Source organism: Streptomyces roseofulvus, assembly GCF_039534915.1.
In the GTDB taxonomy this organism is placed as follows: domain Bacteria; phylum Actinomycetota; class Actinomycetes; order Streptomycetales; family Streptomycetaceae; genus Streptomyces; species Streptomyces roseofulvus.
Genome location: NZ_BAAAWE010000001.1, coordinates 4,272,084 through 4,288,680 on the forward strand (window position 1 = coordinate 4,272,084; position 16,597 = coordinate 4,288,680).

At 72.0% G+C, this 16,597-nt stretch carries 16 protein-coding genes and 3 tRNA genes; 9 read left to right on the forward strand and 10 right to left on the reverse strand.

Annotated features, from left to right (window positions below; genetic code table 11):
• Positions 1-124: 124 nt before the first annotated feature.
• Positions 125-1,585 (forward strand): N,N-dimethylformamidase beta subunit family domain-containing protein, encoded by a 1,461-nt coding sequence (locus tag ABFY03_RS19670; protein WP_319011662.1) that lies wholly within the window; start codon positions 125-127, stop codon positions 1,583-1,585.
• A gap of 86 nt (positions 1,586-1,671) precedes the next feature.
• Complete coding sequence (locus tag ABFY03_RS19675; RefSeq protein WP_319011663.1) at positions 1,672-2,580, forward strand: phosphoribosylaminoimidazolesuccinocarboxamide synthase; 909 nt, start codon at positions 1,672-1,674, stop codon at positions 2,578-2,580.
• A gap of 108 nt (positions 2,581-2,688) precedes the next feature.
• On the opposite strand, the gene ABFY03_RS19680 is transcribed toward ABFY03_RS19675, so the two are convergent.
• The 8 genes from ABFY03_RS19680 to ABFY03_RS19715 all read right to left on the reverse strand — a co-directional run bounded on the left by ABFY03_RS19680 (position 2,689) and on the right by ABFY03_RS19715 (position 7,222).
• A tRNA-Gly gene (locus ABFY03_RS19680) sits at positions 2,689-2,761 on the reverse strand.
• 22 nt (positions 2,762-2,783) lie between these two features.
• A complete protein-coding gene (locus ABFY03_RS19685; RefSeq protein ID WP_031011447.1) occupies positions 2,784-3,398 on the reverse strand; it encodes a response regulator transcription factor in 615 nt (204 codons plus the stop codon).
• The gene (locus tag ABFY03_RS19690; RefSeq protein WP_346170481.1) at positions 3,395-4,660 is read right to left on the reverse strand and encodes a sensor histidine kinase; all 1,266 of its coding nucleotides are present in this window, start codon (positions 4,658-4,660) and stop codon (positions 3,395-3,397) included. Before ABFY03_RS19690 ends, ABFY03_RS19685 begins: the two co-directional genes overlap by 4 nt.
• A 28-nt stretch (positions 4,661-4,688) precedes the next feature.
• A complete protein-coding gene (locus tag ABFY03_RS19695) occupies positions 4,689-5,483 on the reverse strand; it encodes an ABC transporter permease (protein WP_319011665.1) in 795 nt (264 codons plus the stop codon).
• Positions 5,480-6,415, reverse strand: a complete 936-nt coding sequence (locus ABFY03_RS19700) for an ABC transporter ATP-binding protein (RefSeq protein WP_319011666.1) — start codon at positions 6,413-6,415, stop codon at positions 5,480-5,482. Before ABFY03_RS19700 ends, ABFY03_RS19695 begins: the two co-directional genes overlap by 4 nt.
• A gap of 129 nt (positions 6,416-6,544) precedes the next feature.
• Positions 6,545-6,617 (reverse strand) — tRNA-Gly (locus ABFY03_RS19705).
• A gap of 81 nt (positions 6,618-6,698) precedes the next feature.
• Positions 6,699-6,770, reverse strand: a tRNA-Gly gene (locus ABFY03_RS19710).
• Between the two features lie 110 nt (positions 6,771-6,880).
• Complete coding sequence (locus ABFY03_RS19715; protein WP_319011667.1) at positions 6,881-7,222, reverse strand: histone-like nucleoid-structuring protein Lsr2; 342 nt, start codon at positions 7,220-7,222, stop codon at positions 6,881-6,883.
• A 367-nt stretch (positions 7,223-7,589) separates the two neighbouring features.
• Between ABFY03_RS19715 and purS the strand changes: the two genes are divergently transcribed.
• Genes purS through purL form a run of 3 tightly spaced genes read left to right on the forward strand, consistent with a single transcriptional unit; the run spans position 7,590 to position 10,761 of the window.
• Positions 7,590-7,835, forward strand: coding sequence for a phosphoribosylformylglycinamidine synthase subunit PurS (gene purS, locus ABFY03_RS19720; protein ID WP_015035032.1), 246 nt, complete (start codon positions 7,590-7,592; stop codon positions 7,833-7,835).
• Positions 7,832-8,512 carry a phosphoribosylformylglycinamidine synthase subunit PurQ gene (gene purQ / locus ABFY03_RS19725; protein ID WP_265861196.1) on the forward strand — a complete coding sequence of 227 codons (681 nt, stop codon included), beginning with the start codon at positions 7,832-7,834 and terminating at the stop codon, positions 8,510-8,512. Before purS ends, purQ begins: the two co-directional genes overlap by 4 nt.
• Positions 8,512-10,761: a phosphoribosylformylglycinamidine synthase subunit PurL gene (purL, locus tag ABFY03_RS19730; RefSeq protein WP_346170482.1), complete on the forward strand. Its 2,250-nt coding sequence runs from the start codon at positions 8,512-8,514 to the stop codon at positions 10,759-10,761. The genes purQ and purL overlap by 1 nt, the downstream gene beginning before the upstream one ends.
• A 48-nt stretch (positions 10,762-10,809) precedes the next feature.
• Here the strand turns inward: purL and ABFY03_RS19735 are convergent, their stop codons facing one another.
• Entirely contained in the window at positions 10,810-11,220 is a 411-nt protein-coding gene (locus tag ABFY03_RS19735; RefSeq protein ID WP_346170483.1) for a nuclear transport factor 2 family protein, read from the reverse strand.
• A 66-nt stretch (positions 11,221-11,286) separates the two neighbouring features.
• Between ABFY03_RS19735 and ABFY03_RS19740 the strand changes: the two genes are divergently transcribed.
• The 4 genes from ABFY03_RS19740 (at position 11,287) to purM (ending at position 16,120) form a co-directional block, all read left to right on the forward strand.
• Positions 11,287-12,075 (forward strand): maleylpyruvate isomerase family mycothiol-dependent enzyme, encoded by a 789-nt coding sequence (locus tag ABFY03_RS19740; RefSeq protein WP_346170484.1) that lies wholly within the window; start codon positions 11,287-11,289, stop codon positions 12,073-12,075.
• 56 nt (positions 12,076-12,131) lie between these two features.
• Positions 12,132-12,947, forward strand: a complete 816-nt coding sequence (locus tag ABFY03_RS19745; RefSeq protein WP_346170485.1) for an META domain-containing protein — start codon at positions 12,132-12,134, stop codon at positions 12,945-12,947.
• Positions 12,948-13,469: 522 nt separating this feature from the next.
• Entirely contained in the window at positions 13,470-14,996 is a 1,527-nt protein-coding gene (gene purF, locus ABFY03_RS19750; protein WP_319011673.1) for an amidophosphoribosyltransferase, read from the forward strand.
• Between the two features lie 56 nt (positions 14,997-15,052).
• The gene (gene purM, locus ABFY03_RS19755) at positions 15,053-16,120 is read left to right on the forward strand and encodes a phosphoribosylformylglycinamidine cyclo-ligase (protein WP_319011674.1); all 1,068 of its coding nucleotides are present in this window, start codon (positions 15,053-15,055) and stop codon (positions 16,118-16,120) included.
• 139 nt (positions 16,121-16,259) lie between these two features.
• On the opposite strand, the gene ABFY03_RS19760 is transcribed toward purM, so the two are convergent.
• Positions 16,260-16,514, reverse strand: coding sequence for a DUF3073 domain-containing protein (locus ABFY03_RS19760; protein WP_319011675.1), 255 nt, complete (start codon positions 16,512-16,514; stop codon positions 16,260-16,262).
• Positions 16,515-16,597 lie beyond the last annotated feature (83 nt).

Sequence of the window (16,597 nt, forward strand, 5' to 3'; positions counted from 1 at the left end):
ATTTCACGACGAACGGTGACGGACCGCGTGCGTTATGTGATGTGCTGGAGACCGGCACTGACAGAGGCACCATCCGCGGGCAGGGGCCCGCGGCACTGACCGGGGGAGTCGAAGGAGGGGCGCCATGGGGGCGGAGCAGATCAGACGCTGGGAGTCGGGCGCGCTCGCGCACGCGGTCTCCGATCCCTTCGGCCAGGGCCCACTGCCCTGGCTGCGCGGTTCGGAGAACTACTTCGACGACACGGGCCAGATGGTGCCCTGGTACGCGGACGAGACGCTGGCCGGCGGCGGCGCGGGCGGGCCCCGCACCGCCGACGACGTACGCCGCCAGATCAAGGGCTTCGCCTCCGGCGGCGCCGTGGCGCCCGGCGAGTCGATCGACTTCCACGTCACGGTCGACCCGCCGCAGCCGTTCTCGGTCGACGTCTACCGGATCGGGCACTACGGCGGCGACGGAGCCGCGAAGATCACCACCAGCCCGCGGCTCTCCGGCATCGTCCAGCCCCCGCCGCTCACCGCCGACCGCACGGTCTCCTGCCACCACTGGTGGCAGTCCTGGCGGCTCCAGGTCCCCAGCTACTGGTCGATCGGCGCGTACGTCGCCGTCCTCACGACCGCCGACGGCTACCGCTCCCACATCCCCTTCACGGTCCGCGACTCCCACCCGGCGGACCTGCTGCTCGTCCTCCCGGACGTGACCTGGCAGGCGTACAACCTCTACCCGGAGGACGGGCGCACCGGCGCCAGCCTGTACCACGCCTGGGACGAGGAGGGCCGGCTGCTCGGCGAGGAGGAGGCGGCGATCACCGTCTCCTTCGACCGGCCGTACGCGGGCGCGGGCCTGCCCCTGCACGTGGGGCACGCCTACGACTTCATCCGCTGGGCGGAGCGGTACGGCTACGACCTGGCCTACGCGGAGACCCGCGACCTGCACGCGGGCCGGATCGACCCGACCCGCTACCGGGGCCTGGTCTTCCCCGGCCACGACGAGTACTGGTCGGCGCCGATGCGGAAGGCCGCCGAGCGGGCCCGCGACCAGGGCACCTCCCTGGTCTTCCTCTCCGCCAACACCATGTACTGGCACGTGGAGCTGGGCCCCTCGCCGTCCGGCGTGCCGGACCGGCTCCTCACCTGCCGGAAGCGCCGGGGCCCCGGCCGCCCCGCCCTCTGGCGCGAGGTGGACCGCCCCGAGCAGCAGCTCCTCGGCATCCAGTACGCCGGCCGGGTGCCCGAACCGCACCCGCTCGTCGTGCGGAACGCGGAGCACTGGCTCTGGGAGGCGACCGGCGCCGGCGACGGCGACGAGCTGCCCGGCCTGGTCGCCGGCGAGGCGGACCGCTACTTCCCGCGCACCCCGCTCCCCGAGCACGAGAGCCGCATCCTGCTCGCCCACTCGCCCTACCGGGACGGCGAGGGCGTGCTGCGCCACCAGGAGACCAGCCTCTACCGGGCGCCGTCGGGCGCCTGGGTCTTCGCTTCCGGCACCTTCGCCTGGTCGCCGGCGCTGGACCGGCCGGGCCATGTGGACCCCCGGGTGCAGCGCGCCACCGCCAACCTTCTCGACCGCATCTGTAAGAGGGACTGACCGGGGCGAGCCCGCCCCGGTCGGCGGGCCCGCTCGCGCGTGCGAGAGAATCGGACCGTTCCTGGATCAACCTACGCGGAGGAACCGTGTCCGGATTCGTAGAAAAGCCCGAGCCCGTCGAGGTTCCGGGCCTGACCCACCTGCACACGGGCAAGGTGCGCGACCTGTACCGGAACGAGGCCGGCGAGCTCGTGATGGTGGCGAGCGACCGCATGTCCGCGTACGACTGGGTCCTGCCCACCGAGATCCCGGACAAGGGCCGCGTCCTCACCCAGCTCTCGCTGTGGTGGTTCGACCAGCTCTCCGACCTGGCCCCGAACCACGTGCTCTCCACCGAGCTGCCGGCCGGCGCCCCCGCCGACTGGGCGGGCCGGACCCTGATCTGCAAGTCCCTGGACATGGTCCCGGTCGAGTGCGTCGCCCGCGGCTACCTGACCGGCTCCGGCCTGGTCGAGTACGACGAGTCGCGCACGGTCTGCGGCCTCGCGCTTCCCGAGGGGCTGACCGACGGCTCCGAGCTGCCCGCGCCGATCTTCACCCCGGCGACCAAGGCCGCCGTCGGCGACCACGACGAGAACGTGTCGTACGAGGAGGTGGCCCGCCAGGTCGGCGCCGAGACCGCCGCCCTGCTGCGCCAGACCACCCTCGCCGTCTACGGCCGGGCCCGGGACATCGCCCGCGAGCGCGGGATCATCCTGGCCGACACCAAGTTCGAGTTCGGCTTCGAGGGCGGGACCCTCGTCCTCGCCGACGAGGTGCTCACGCCGGACTCCTCCCGCTTCTGGCCGGCCGACCAGTGGCAGCCGGGCCGCGCCCAGCCCTCCTACGACAAGCAGTTCGTCCGGGACTGGCTGACCTCCCCGGCCTCCGGCTGGGACCGGAAGAGCGAGCAGCCGCCGCCGGCCCTCCCGCAGGAGATCGTGGACGCGACCCGCGCCAAGTACCTGGAGGCGTACGAGCTGCTGACCGGCAGGTCCTGGTCCGACAGCTTCTAGCCGGGCCGAGCCGTACGGGTCCCCTCCCGGGGCCCGTACGGCTCCGGCGCGCCGGTCGCGCGCACACGAAGAAGGCCCCGGTTCCTGAGAACCGGGGCCTTCACGCTGAGCGGACGACGAGATTCGAACTCGCGACCCTCACCTTGGCAAGGTGATGCTCTACCAACTGAGCCACGTCCGCCTGCGCCGTAGCGCGCTGCTAACTATACCCAACCTTTCGACCGCGCGAGACGCACTGCCGCGTGACGGTTCTCCGCACCGAGCTTCGCGGCGGCGGAGGAGAGGTAGTTCCGGACCGTCCCGGGGGAGAGGGCGGCCCGCCGGGCGATCTCCGTGACGGGGGCGCCGTCGGCGGCGAGTTCGAGCACCTCGGCCTCGCGGGCGGTCAGCGGGGAGTCGCCGGCGGCGATCGCGTCGGCCGCCAACTCCGGGTCCACGTAACGGTTTCCGGCGTGGACGGTACGGATCAGCTCGGCCAGCCGCTGGGCGCTGACGGTCTTCGGGGCGAAGCCGCGGACGCCCGCCGCGAGGGCCCGCTTGAGGTGGCCGGGACGGCCGTGACTGGTCACGATCATCGTGCGGCAGTCCGGGAGTTCGTCCCGGATCGATGTGGCCACCGTCACACCGTCCGCCCCCGGCATCTGCAGATCGAGGACGGCGACGTCGGGCCGGTGGGCGCGGGCCATGGCCAGCGCCTCGGGGCCGGTCGCCGCCTCGGCGACGACGACCAGGTCGTCCTCCAGGGCCAGCAGGGCGGCGAGCGCGCCCCGGATCAGGTGCTCGTCGTCGGCGAGCAGCACGCGTACGGGCTCGGTCACGCGACCGTCTCCCTCTCCTGTCGGGTACCGGTCTGCTCCGGCACGGCCAGCGGCACCCGGGCGGTGACGCGGAAGGAGTGCGGGTCCACGAACCCGGCCTCCAGGGTGCCGCCCACCGCCCCGAGCCGTTCGCGCAGCCCGGCGAGGCCGGAGCCGGTGCGGCCGGGGGCGGCGGCACCGTCCCGGACGGCGGCGCCGTCGTTCTCGACGGTCAGCAGCACCCCGTCCGCCGTGCGCCGCAGGGCGATCGCGCAGCGGCGGGGGTCGCCGTGCCGCAGCACGTTGGTGGTGGTCTCGCGGACGACCCAGCCGAGCGCGGACTGCACCCCGGAGGGCAGCTCGACGGCGGGGGCGTCGACGGCGCAGTCGATGCCGGCGGCGTCGAGGACGCCCCGGGCTCCCTCCAGCTCGACCCGCAGATCGGCCTCCCGGTAGCCGCGGACGACCTCCCGGACCTCCCGCTGCGACTCCTGGGCGATCCGCTGGACCTCGACCATCTGGTCCACGCCCTCGGGCCGGCCGCGCCGGGTGAGCTGGACGGCCAGCTCGCTCTTGAGCGCGATCACCGAGAGGTTGCGGCCCATGACGTCGTGCAGGTCGCGGCCGAAGCGGAGCCGTTCCTCGGCGACGGCGAGCCGGGCCTTCAGGTCGCGGGAGCGCTCCAGCTCCTGGACGACGCCGAGCAGCCAGGAGGAGAAGCCACAGGCGCCGGCGGTCCCGCAGCCGCCGACGGCGACGGCGACGACGGTGGCGGCGCCGGGCAGCAGGCCGTGGCCGAGCAGGACGACGGGCAGCGCGGTGACGAGCCCGGCGCCGAGGGCCACGTACAGCATCCGCCGGACGCCGTCGACGCAGAGGGCGAGCGTGCCCACGGTGAAGACGGCGGTGCCGACGATCACGCTCGCGTTCACGGAGGCGTCGGGCAGCGCCCCGGTCGTCCACAGCACGACGACGGCCAGATTGCCGGTCGCGGTCGCGGCGGAGACGCCGGTCGCGAGCCGGACGGGCCGGGGCCGGACGCCCGTGGTGTGGTCGAGGCTCCGGGAGGCGAGGAACCCGCAGAGCAGCGCGTGGACGAGGACCCACAGGCAGAGCCCGACGGCACCGGCGGTGGACAGCGGGCTGTCGGCGGACCGGGAGAGCGGGATGCCCCCGAAGGCGAACAGCTCGATCGGTACGAAGAGGTGGAAGGTCCAGCGCGTGTACAGCTCGACCTTCCCGGCGACGCTGCGCCGTGACCACCACCCCGTCATCGCGGACATCCGTCCCCGTCTCCCCTCCGGTCCCGCCCTAGCGCCGCGGCTCCCAGCGGAACCAGTGGCGGACCGCCCACCCCGTCAGGACGCCCCAGGCCACTGTATTGAGCGCGGCGGTGAGCAGGCTGCCCGCGTGGGCGGTGCCGAGCCAGCCGGCCCGGACGAACTCCATGACGCCGCTGAGCGGGAGCAGCTGGGCGAGGTCGGCGGCGAGGTCGGGCAGGGCGTCGCGGGGGACGAAGAGGCCGGAGCCGAAGGAGGAGACGAGGAAGAGCGGCAGGGTGGTGAGGCCGGCGCTCTCGACGGTGCGGGTGATCGTGGTGGTGACGGCGGCGAGCCCGGCGAGCAGCGCGATCGCGGCGGCGAGACCGAGGAGGAGCAGGTCGGGGCGGGCCGGGGCGTCGATGTCGAGCAGGGTGAAGCCGGCGACGGTGAGGATCGCGCACTGGGCGAGGGCGATGGCGGTGGCGGGCAGCGCGGCGCCGGCGAGGATCTCGGGGTCGGTGGCCTCGCCGGTGCGCAGCCGCTTGAGGACGAGTTCCTCGCGGCGGGCGACGAGGCTGGAGGTGAGGCTCATGTAGACGACGAGCAGCAGGACCATGCCGGTGCCGCCGATGAGGGTGGCGGCGCCGAGGGAGATGCCGAGGGTGGCCTCGTCGACGCCCTTGAGGGAGGAACGCAGCAGGAAGATCATCAGCAGCGGCATGGCGGCCGCGATGAAGAGGTTGTTGCGGTTGCGGCCGAGGAGGGTGAGTTCGGCCCGGCCGAGGGCGGCGAGCCGGGTGAGGGTGGTGGACGGGCGGCCGGCGGGGGCGGTCGTCGTACTCATCGGGTCACGGTCTCCTTCGGGTCGGCCGGGGCGTCCTCCGTGCGGGAGGCGATGTCGAGGAACGCCTCTTCGAGGGAGGCGGAGCGGGCGTCGAGTCCGTCGAGCCGGACGCCGTGGTCGCGGGCCCAGTCGAGGAGGGCGGTGAGGTCGTCCTGGAGGGCGTGGGTGCGGATCTCGATCCGGTCGCCGTCCTCGGCGGCCCTCAGCGCGAGCGGCAGCCGGGCGGCGGGCACGCCGTCCGGGAGGGCGAAGCGGATCCGGGCGGGCTGGGCGGCGGTGACCTCGGCGGGGGTGCCGGAGAGGACGATCCGGCCGCGGTGCATGATCGCGAGCCGGTCGGCGAGGGTCTCGGCCTCCTCCAGGTAGTGCGTGGTGAGGAGGACGGTGGTGCCCTGGTCGCGCAGGGCGCGGACGAGTTCCCAGGTGTCGCGGCGGCCCTCGGCGTCGAGCCCGGTGGTGGGTTCGTCGAGGAAGAGCACCTCGGGGCGGCCGAGGAGGGCGCAGGCGAGGTCGAGGCGGCGGCGCTCGCCGCCGGACAGCTGCTTGATCCGCACCTTCTCGCGTCCGGTGAGGCCGACGGCGCCGAGCGCCTCGGCGGCGGGCCGGGCGCCGCTGGTGCAGCCGGCCCACATGCGTACGGTCTCGGCCACGGTGAGGTCGGAGGGGAAGCCGCCCTCCTGGAGCATGACGCCGATGCGGGGGCGGACGACGGCGCGTTCGCGGTACGGGTCGTGACCGAGGACGCGCGCGGTGCCGCCGGTCGGGGCGGCGAGGCCCTCCAGCAGTTCGACGGTGGAGGTCTTGCCGGCGCCGTTGGTGCCGAGGAGGGCGAAGATCTCGCCCCGGGTCACCGAGAGGGAGAGGCCGCGCACCGCCTCGAAGCCGCCGGCGTAGGTGCGGCGCAGGTCGGTCGCCTCGATCGCGTGAGTCATGGCTCCAGCCTTCCGCCGGTACGCGGCGGAGGGCAGTGCGCGCTGTCATCACCCCGACTGACAAATGTCATGGCCGGTGTCCGGAAACGCGGAAGGCCCCGGTTCTTGAGAACCGGGGCCTTCTCCCTGAGCGGACGACGAGATTCGAACTCGCGACCCTCACCTTGGCAAGGTGATGCTCTACCAACTGAGCCACGTCCGCATTGCTCCCGACCGGCTTTCACCGCTCGGTGCGAGCACCACTCTACCTGATCCACCGGAGTGGTCGGTAACCGTGATGCAGAGCGGGTGACAGGGATCGCACACTGCGCCTTCCCCCTGGAAGGGGGACGTTCTACTACTGAACTACACCCGCACGCTGCTGGGGACTCGGCTTTTCGGCCTCGCCCCTCGGCGTGATCCAGACTCTAGCCGATCAAGGGGGGTGGAACGCAAATCCGTTCCGCCCGCCCTCGCCGGCGGCGGTCAGCTCGCCTCGCGGAAGGCCTCGTAGACCCGCTTGGGGATGCGGCCCCGGGCCGGCACGTCCATCTTGTTGGACTGCGCCCAGGCGCGGACCGCCGCCGGGTCGGGGGCGAGGGCCGTGTGCTTGTACGGGGCGGTGGTTCCGGTCACACCGGACGCCTGCTTGCCCGTCTGCTTCCGCCCGGCCGCGAGGTAGGGCGCGAGGGCCTTGCGGAGTTTCTTTGCATTGGCAGCATTCAGGTCGATCTCGTACATCTTCCCGTCGAGCCCGAACGCGACCGTTTCCGCCGCTTCTCCGCCGTCGATGTCGTCGGAGAGGGTGACCACCACTCGCTGCGCCACGGATATCGGTCCTTTCCTGTGGCCCGTCACCTGTCAACGGCTATGGGTGCGCCTCTGACGTGCGATGACACCAGGCCGCTGGCTGCCCGGGGACAATACTGATTCCCTCTGGATTCCTTTGTACAGCGACGGGCGTCGCATTGTGAAGCCCCGTCAATTGTCTCAGCGTGTCCCGGAGCAAAGGGGCACGCAATTTTTCACTCGCATTTCATGTGCGGCGGGGTGTGGCGGGGCTTTGGAGTGGATCTGCGCGGCGGGCGGCTTCCGGCCTGGGCATTTGTAGGATCCTTCAGATCTCTACCCGCGTAGAATTTGGAGGCAGGTACGCTGAGGGAACCGCCCACGCAACACACCACCGGGAGTGCCAGTGGCACGCGTCGTAGTCGACGTCATGCTCAAGCCGGAGATCCTCGACCCGCAGGGACAGGCGGTGCAGCGTGCACTGCCCCGCCTCGGGTTCGCCGGGATCGCCGACGTCCGTCAGGGGAAGCGCTTCGAGCTGGAGGTGGAGGGACCGGTCGACGACGCCGCCCTCGCCCGCATCCATGAGATGGCCGAAACCTTCCTCGCCAACACCGTGATCGAAGACTTCGTCGTGAAGGTCGAGTCGTGACCGCTCGCATCGGCGTCGTCACCTTCCCCGGCACGCTCGACGACCAGGACGCGCTGCGCGCCGCCCGCCTCGCGGGCGCCGAGCCGGTCTCGCTGTGGCACCGCGACAAGGACCTCAAGCAGGTCGACGCCGTGGTCCTCGCCGGCGGTTTCTCCTACGGCGACTACCTGCGGGCCGGCGCCATCTCGCGCTTCTCGCCGGTGATGGAGACCATCATCGAGCAGGCGAAGGCCGGCATGCCGGTCCTCGGCATCTGCAACGGCTTCCAGATCCTCACCGAGGCCCACCTGCTGCCGGGCGCGATGCTCCGCAACAACCACCTCCACTTCATCTGCCGCGACCAGAAGCTGCGGGTGGAGAACGCGGAGACCGCCTGGACCTCGGACTACACCGAGGGCCAGGAGATCGAGGTCCCGCTCAAGAACATGGACGGCCGGTACGTCGCCGACGAGCGCACGCTCGACGAGCTGGAGGCCGAGGGGCGGGTGGCCTTCCGCTACCTGGACATGAACCCCAACGGCTCGCTCCGCGACATCGCGGGCATCACCAACGCCGCGGGCAACGTGGTCGGCCTCATGCCGCACCCCGAGCACGCCGTCGAGCCGCTGATCGGCACCGGCAAGACGGACGGTCTCGGTTTCTTCACCTCGATCCTCAAGAAGCTGGTCAACGCCTGATGAGCCTCGACACCGTCAAGCACGCGAGCGAGACGCCGGACAGCGAGCAGCCCTGGAAGGAGCTCGGCCTCAAGGAGGACGAGTACGCGCGCATCCGCGAGATCCTCGGCCGCCGTCCCACCGGCGCCGAGCTCGCCATGTACTCCGTCATGTGGTCCGAGCACTGCTCCTACAAGAGCAGCAAGGTCCACCTGAAGCAGTTCGGCGAGAAGACCCCCGAGAACGACGCCATGCTCGTCGGCATCGGCGAGAACGCCGGCGTCGTCGACGTGGGCCAGGGGTACGCGGTCACCTTCAAGGTCGAGTCGCACAACCACCCCTCGTACATCGAGCCCTACCAGGGCGCGGCCACCGGCGTCGGCGGCATCGTCCGCGACATCCTCGCCATGGGCGCCCGCCCGGTCGCGGTCGTCGACCCGCTCCGCTTCGGCGCGGCCGACCACCCCGACACCAAGCGCGTGCTGCCCGGTGTCGTCGCCGGCATCGGCGGCTACGGCAACTGCCTGGGCCTGCCCAACATCGGCGGCGAGGTCGTCTTCGACTCCTGCTACCAGGGCAACCCGCTGGTCAACGCCGGCTGCATCGGCGTGATGAAGCACGAGGACATCCACCTCGCCAAGGCCTCCGGCCCCGGCAACAAGGTCATCCTCTACGGCGCCCGCACCGGCGGCGACGGCATCGGCGGCGTCTCGGTCCTCGCGTCCGAGACCTTCGACGACACCAAGCCGGCCAAGCGCCCCGCCGTCCAGGTCGGCGACCCCTTCCAGGAGAAGCTCCTCATCGAGTGCACCCTGGAGATCTTCAAGGAGAAGCTGGTCGCCGGCATCCAGGACCTCGGCGGCGCCGGGCTCTCCTGCGCCACCTCCGAGCTGGCCTCGGCCGGCTCCGGCGGCATGCGGGTCGACCTGGAGAAGGTGCACCTGCGCGACGCGACGCTCTCGCCCGAGGAGATCCTCATGAGCGAGTCGCAGGAGCGCATGTGCGCGATCGTCGAGCCCCAGCACGTCGACCGCTTCCTGGAGATCTGCGAGAAGTGGGACGTCATCGCCGTCGTCATCGGTGAGGTCACCGAGGGCGAGCGCCTGGAGATCTTCTGGCACGGCGAGCAGATCGTCGACGTCCCGCCGCGCACGGTCGCCCACGAGGGCCCGGTCTACAACCGGCCGTACGCCCGCCCGGAGTGGCAGGACGCCCTCCAGGCCGACGACGCCGGCAAGCTGCCCCGGCCGCAGAACGGCGCCGAGCTGAAGGACCAGGTCCTGAAGCTCGTCTCCTCGCCCAACCAGGCGTCGAAGTCCTGGATCACGGACCAGTACGACCGGTTCGTGCAGGGCAACACCGTCCTGGCCCAGCCCGAGGACGCCGGCATGGTCCGCATCGACGAGGAGAGCAACCTCGGCGTGGCCATGGCGACCGACGGCAACGGCCGCTACGCCAAGCTCGACCCGTACACCGGCGCGCAGCTCGCGCTGGCGGAGGCGTACCGCAACGTGGCCGCCTCCGGCGCCAAGCCGCTCGCCATCTCGGACTGCCTGAACTTCGGTTCGCCCGAGGACCCGGCCGTCATGTGGCAGTTCGCCGAGGCCACCCGTGGTCTCGCGGACGGCTGCCTGCAGCTGGGCACCCCGGTCACCGGCGGCAACGTGTCGCTGTACAACCAGACCGGTGAGGTCGCCATCCACCCGACGCCCGTCGTGGCCGTCCTCGGTGTGATCGACGACGTCAACCGCCGCACCCCGATCGCCTTCGCGGAAGAGGGCCAGCTCCTCTACCTGCTCGGCGACACCAAGGAGGAGTTCGGCGGCTCGGCCTGGTCCGAGGTGATCCACCAGCACCTCGGTGGCATGCCGCCGGCCGTGGACCTCGACCGCGAGAAGCTGCTCGGCGAGATCCTCATCTCGGCCTCCCGCGACGGCATGATCGACGCGGCGCACGACCTCTCCGACGGCGGCCTCGTGCAGGCGGTCGTCGAGTCCTGCCTGCGCGGCGGGAACGGCGCGCGCCTGGTCGTCCCGGAGGGCCTGGACGCCTTCACGTTCCTCTTCAGCGAGTCGGCCGGCCGTGCGGTCGTCGCCGTCCCGCGCAGCGAGGAGCTCCGCTTCACCGACATGTGCGGCGCCCGCGGCCTGCCGGCGACCCGCATCGGTGTCGTCGACGGCGACGCGGTCGACGTGCAGGGCGAGTTCACGCTCTCCCTCACGGAGCTGCGCGAGGCGCACGAGGCGACCATCCCGGGCCTGCTGGCCTGACGTTTCACGTGAAACGGCCCCCGTCCTCGGGACGGGGGCCGTGCGCGTTCACTCCGCGGGGCCCCAGAAGGCGTCGGACTCGGTGATGTCCGCGACGCACTCGTCGATGTCGGTGATCTTCTCGCCGATCATCGTGAACCAGAGGCCGCCGTCCATCTCGATGCCCCGGTCACCCCGGTCGGCGTGCCACCGGTGGACGGACATGGCGTGGCCCCTGCCGTCCGGGTAGATGCCCTTGAGCTCCACGCGGAAGGTGCCGTCGGTCAGCTCCATGAGCTTCCCGTAGTGGGCCAGGATGTTGTCGCGTCCCTTGAAGTGCCCGGACATCTGGCTCTCGCCGGGCGAGTGGTGCGTGCAGTCGCCGGTCATGAGGGAGGCGAGCGTCTCCATGTCGCCGGCGGTGAACGCCTCGTACCCTCGGCGCACCAGAGCCGCGTCGGGGTGCTCGTGATGGGTCATGGTCCCGCCACTGCCTTTCGTGAGGGTTCGGCCCCCTCCTTCAAGTCTCGGCGTTAGCCTCGGCCCATGCCACCCGCCAGGAAACGCGCCCGCAGCTACGACCCCGCCAAGATCCGTGCCGCCGTCACCGCCCAGTTCGGGCACGTACGGGACGCGGTCCTCGCCCTGGCGCCGGAAGCCCTCGACGGGCCCACCCGGCTGGGGGAGTGGACCGTACGGGAGCTGGCCGGGCACGTGACGATGGCGCTCGGCTCGGTCGTCCGCGGCCTCGAAGGCCCGGAGCCCGCCCGCCGCGAGCTCGTCCTCCTGGACTGGCCCCTGGCCACCGCCACCGCCGCCGCGCGGATCGACGAGGACGTCCGGGGCCTGGACACCGCCGACCTGCCCGGGCTGTACGCGCGCGTGGCGGACGACTTCGCGAAGGCGTCGGCCGGCGCGGACGGCGAGCGGCTCGTCCCGACCCGGTTCGGCGCCATGACCCTCGCCGACTTCCTCGTCACCCGCACCGTCGAGCTGGTCGTCCACACCGACGACCTGGCCGCGGCGACCGGGACGGAGATCCCGTACGACCGGCAGGCGCTCGCCGCCTGCACCCGGTTGCTCGCCGACGCCCTCGCCGTGAAGGCCCCCGGCGGCTCGGTCGAGGTGCGGATCCCGCCGTACGCGGTGGTGCAGTGCGTGGAGGGCCCCCGGCACACCCGGGGCACCCCGCCGAACGTCGTCGAGACGGACCCGCTGACGTGGATCCGCCTCGCCACCGGGCGGACCGACTGGGCCACCGAGCTGGACGCGGCCCGGATCGCCGCCAGCGGCGAGCGGGCCGACCTGGCGGCGCTGCTGCCGGTCATGGGCTAGCCCGTCTCCTGCCCCGTCGGAGGGAACCCGTTACGGGCCGGCCGCGTCCCACCGGCATGCCGACGCCGCGCTGCACCACCCTCGCCGCCGCCACCGCTCTGCTCGCCGCTCTCACCGCCTGCGCCCAGCAGGCGGACGCGGGCGGCGGCGCGGGCGATCCCGACCTGCCGCTCTCCGGCACCCACTGGACCGTCGACGCGGTCACCGTCGACGGCGGCCGGTCGACCGCCCCCGACGGTGCCCGGGTCGACTTCACCGACCGGGGCCGCGCGCAGGGCGACACCGGCTGCAACCACTTCGGCGCGTCCTTCGCCGTGGACGGCGCCACCGTCACCGTCACCTCGGAGGAGGTCACCGAGCGGGGCTGCCCCGATGACCCGCAGCGCTTCGAGGCCGCCTTCCTCGCCGCCTTCACGGGACCGCTGAAGGGCACCCTGAAGGACGGCGCGCTCACCCTCGCCTCCGCGGACGGCAAGCGGCAGGTCGAGCTGACCGCCGAACCGTCCGCCCCGCTCCGCGGCACCGTCTGGAAGGTCGACGGCCTGGTCTCCCAGGACTCCGCCGCCTCCCTCCCGGCCGGCGCGGAGGACAAGGCGCGCCTGGTGATCGGCGCGGACGGCGAGGTCACCGGCAACCTCGGCTGCAACGGCTTCTCCGCGACCGCGACGGTCGACGAGAAGGCCGGCACCCTCACCGTCGACGGCCCGGCCGCGACGACCCGGATGATGTGCACCGGCCCGCAGATGGCGCTGGAGACGAAGCTCTACGAGCTCCTCGACGGCCCCCTCTCCTACCGGGTCGAGCACCGGACCCTGACGCTCACCGACGGCGGCGGCGAGGGCCTCACGGCCCGGGCGGAGCGGGCTCAGTAGCGCAGCAGCCCCGCGTCGATCCGCTCCCACGCGGCCCGCAGCCCGGCCAGCCGGGCCTGCCTCACGGGTGTCGCGCAGCGCCCGCTCGCCCCGCACCCGCCAGAACAGGTCCCGCCCGGCACGGGTCGCCGCGCGCGGCGACAGCCGGCGCTCGCGACACGGACGAGGTCCACGCGCCGGCGCTGGACGAGGGTGCCGAGCGTCACGCGCGGGCCGCATGGGCCGGGAGCCGGTCGAGCGGCGGGGAGCGTCAACGCCGGAGGGGTGGGTCGACGCGCGTAGTTCGTGTGATCGAAACGCTCGCGAAACCGCCGGTGCGTGCGTTCTGCGTCACATACCGGAGGGTCTCGCGGGTGTGTGCGAGAGGGCGTCCGGAGGGCCTCGGCGGCCGGGAACCCTTTTCCCGCCTGCCTTGTAGGCCCCTCCAAGTTCGCGACGATCTCTTCGTGCGATCGCACGGGGGCCGTCCGCGCCCCGATCTCCCATTCGGACCAGCGGTCGAGGTCCCCTAGACTCGAAGACGTGCCACGTGGTGACGGTCGACTCAATCACGACCTGCTTCCCGGCGAGAAGGGCCCCCAGGACGCTTGCGGCGTCTTCGGTGTCTGGGCTCCGGGTGAAGAGGTCGCAAAGCTCACGTACTTCGGGCTCTACGCCCTCCAGCATCGGGGTCAGGAATCCGCGGGAATCGCGGTCAGCAACGGCTCCCAGATCCTCGTCTTCAAGGACATGGGCCTCGTGTCCCAGGTCTTCGACGAGACCTCTCTCGGTTCCCTCCAAGGTCATATCGCGGTCGGTCACGCCCGCTACTCGACCACCGGAGCGTCCGTGTGGGAGAACGCCCAGCCGACCTTCCGGGCCACCGCCCACGGTTCGCTGGCGCTCGGCCACAACGGCAACCTGGTGAACACGGCGCAGCTGGCCGAGATGGTCGCCGACCTTCCCAAGAAGGACGGCCGCGCCACCCAGGTCGCCGCCACCAACGACACCGACCTGGTCACCGCGCTCCTCGCGGGCCAGGTGGACGAGGACGGCACGCCGCTCACCATCGAGCAGGCGGCCGCGAAGGTCCTCCCCGAGGTCCGGGGCGCCTTCTCCCTCGTCTTCATGGACGAGCACACGCTCTACGCCGCCCGTGACCCGCAGGGCATCCGCCCGCTGGTCCTCGGCCGGCTGGAGCGCGGCTGGGTGGTCGCGTCCGAGTCCGCCGCCCTCGACATCTGCGGCGCCAGCTTCGTCCGCGAGGTCGAGCCGGGCGAGCTGATCGCGATCGACGAGAACGGCATCCGTACCTCTCGATTCGCGGAAGCGAAGCCCAAGGGCTGTGTCTTCGAGTACGTGTACCTGGCGCGTCCCGACACCGACATCGCCGGCCGGAACGTCTACCTCTCCCGCGTGGAGATGGGCCGCCGCCTCGCCAAGGAGGCGCCGGTCGAGGCCGACCTGGTCATAGCGACGCCGGAGTCCGGCACCCCCGCCGCCATCGGCTACGCGGAGGCGTCCGGCATCCCGTTCGGCGCCGGCCTGGTGAAGAACGCCTACGTCGGCCGCACCTTCATCCAGCCCTCGCAGACCATCCGCCAGCTGGGCATCCGGCTGAAGCTGAACCCCCTCAAGGAAGTCATCAAGGGGAAGCGGCTCGTGGTCGTCGACGACTCGATCGTCCGCGGCAACACCCAGCGCGCCCTGGTCCGCATGCTCCGTGAGGCCGGCGCCGCCGAGGTCCACATCCGGATCTCCTCCCCGCCGGTCAAGTGGCCCTGCTTCTTCGGCATCGACTTCGCCACCCGCGCGGAGCTGATCGCCAACGGCATGTCCGTCGACGAGATCGGCAAGTCGCTCGGCGCGGACTCGCTCTCGTACATCTCCCTGGAGGGGATGGTCGAGGCGACCACCATCGCCAAGCCGAACCTCTGCCGGGCCTGCTTCGACGGCGAGTACCCGATGGAGCTGCCCGACCCCGAGCTGCTGGGCAAGCAGCTCCTGGAGACGGAGCTGGCCGCCGGCCCCGCCGCGACCGCGGCCGCCGACGCCCTGCGCCGTCCGTGACAGCCCCCGCTGCACCCCCGCAGTGACGCAGTAACGACACGAAAGCTCTGAACCCCATGTCTCAGACCACCGGTGCCAGCTACGCCTCTGCGGGCGTCGACATCGAGGCGGGCGACCGCGCCGTCGAGCTCATGAAGGAGTGGGTGAAGAAGACGCAGCGCCCCGAGGTCCTCGGCGGCCTCGGCGGCTTCGCCGGCCTCTTCGACGCCTCCGCCCTCAAGCGCTACGAGCGTCCGCTGCTCGCCTCGGCGACCGACGGCGTCGGCACGAAGGTCGACATCGCCCGCCAGATGGGCGTGTACGACACCATCGGCCACGATCTGGTCGCCATGGTCATGGACGACATCGTCGTCTGCGGCGCCGAGCCGCTCTTCATGACCGACTACATCTGCGTGGGCAAGGTCCACCCGGAGCGGGTCGCCGCCATCGTCAAGGGCATCGCCGAGGGCTGCGTCCTCGCCGGCTGCGCCCTGGTCGGCGGCGAGACGGCGGAGCACCCGGGCCTCCTCGGCCCGGACGACTTCGACGTGGCCGGTGCCGGCACCGGTGTCGTCGAGCACGACCGGCTGCTGGGCGCCGATCGCATCCGTACGGGGGACGCGGTCATCGCCATGGCCTCCTCCGGACTTCACTCCAACGGGTACTCGCTCGTCCGCCACGTGGTCTTCGACCGCGCCGGCATGAGCCTCGACCAGCGGGTCGACGAGCTGGGCCGCACCCTCGGCGAGGAGCTCCTGGAGCCCACGCGGATCTACTCGCTGGACTGCCTGGCGCTCACCCGGACCACCGAGGTGCACGCCTTCAGCCACATCACCGGCGGCGGCCTCGCGGCCAACCTCGCCCGGGTCATCCCGGACGGGCTGCACGCCACCGTGGACCGCTCCACGTGGACCCCGGGCGCGATCTTCGACCTCGTCGGCACCGCGGGCCGGGTGGAGCGCCTGGAGCTGGAGAAGACCCTCAACATGGGCGTCGGCATGATGGCCGTCGTCCCGGCCGAGTCGGTCGACGCCGCCCTCACCACGCTGGCCGACCGCGGGCTCGACGCCTGGGTCGCCGGCGAGATCACCGAGCGCGGTGACAAGGACTCCGGCGCGGAGCTGGTCGGCGACTACGCGAAGTAGTCACCACCCGGACGCACGACGAAGGGGCACCCCGCCGGGCGGGGTGCCCCTTCCTCGTGTCCCAGAGCCGCTCGTACCGCCCCTGAGCAGCACAAAACCCGGTCCGGGTGGCCCGGACCGAGTTTCGGCGTTCAGAAGGTCAAGCGCGACGCTGCGGAGACTGCGGACCGGACTCGTCGTCCTCGTCCTCGTCGTCCGTGTTGTAGAGATCCGCGTACTGCGCGTACGGGTCGTCTTCCTCGTCGTCGTCCTCGAACGGCTCGCCATTCGGCGGCTGACTCGAAGTCGAAGCGCCCAGCTCGCTGGCCAGACGCGACAGGTCAGTCCCGCCGCTGCTGTACTTCAGCTGGCGGGCGACCTTGGTCTGCTTGGCCTTTGCCCGGCCGCGCCCCATGGCTCGACCCCCTCGGTGACGGGGCTCGCTGGCCCCAGAGTCTTGACACGCGTTCATGATGCGAAACGGGCTCTCGACGGAGA

Bases quoted from the DNA above. Each gene is read 5' to 3' on its own strand.
- ABFY03_RS19670 (WP_319011662.1), top strand. From the start codon at position 125: ATGGGGGCGGAGCAGATCAGACGCTGGGAGTCGGGCGCGCTCGCGCAC.
- ABFY03_RS19690 (WP_346170481.1), bottom strand. From the start codon at position 4,660: ATGTCCGCGATGACGGGGTGGTGGTCACGGCGCAGCGTCGCCGGGAAG.
- ABFY03_RS19695 (WP_319011665.1), bottom strand. From the start codon at position 5,483: ATGAGTACGACGACCGCCCCCGCCGGCCGCCCGTCCACCACCCTCACC.
- ABFY03_RS19700 (WP_319011666.1), bottom strand. From the start codon at position 6,415: ATGACTCACGCGATCGAGGCGACCGACCTGCGCCGCACCTACGCCGGC.
- purL (WP_346170482.1), top strand. From the start codon at position 8,512: ATGAGCCTCGACACCGTCAAGCACGCGAGCGAGACGCCGGACAGCGAG.
- ABFY03_RS19735 (WP_346170483.1), bottom strand. From the start codon at position 11,220: ATGACCCATCACGAGCACCCCGACGCGGCTCTGGTGCGCCGAGGGTAC.
- ABFY03_RS19740 (WP_346170484.1), top strand. From the start codon at position 11,287: ATGCCACCCGCCAGGAAACGCGCCCGCAGCTACGACCCCGCCAAGATC.
- ABFY03_RS19745 (WP_346170485.1), top strand. From the start codon at position 12,132: ATGCCGACGCCGCGCTGCACCACCCTCGCCGCCGCCACCGCTCTGCTC.
- purM (WP_319011674.1), top strand. From the start codon at position 15,053: ATGTCTCAGACCACCGGTGCCAGCTACGCCTCTGCGGGCGTCGACATC.
- ABFY03_RS19760 (WP_319011675.1), bottom strand. From the start codon at position 16,514: ATGGGGCGCGGCCGGGCAAAGGCCAAGCAGACCAAGGTCGCCCGCCAG.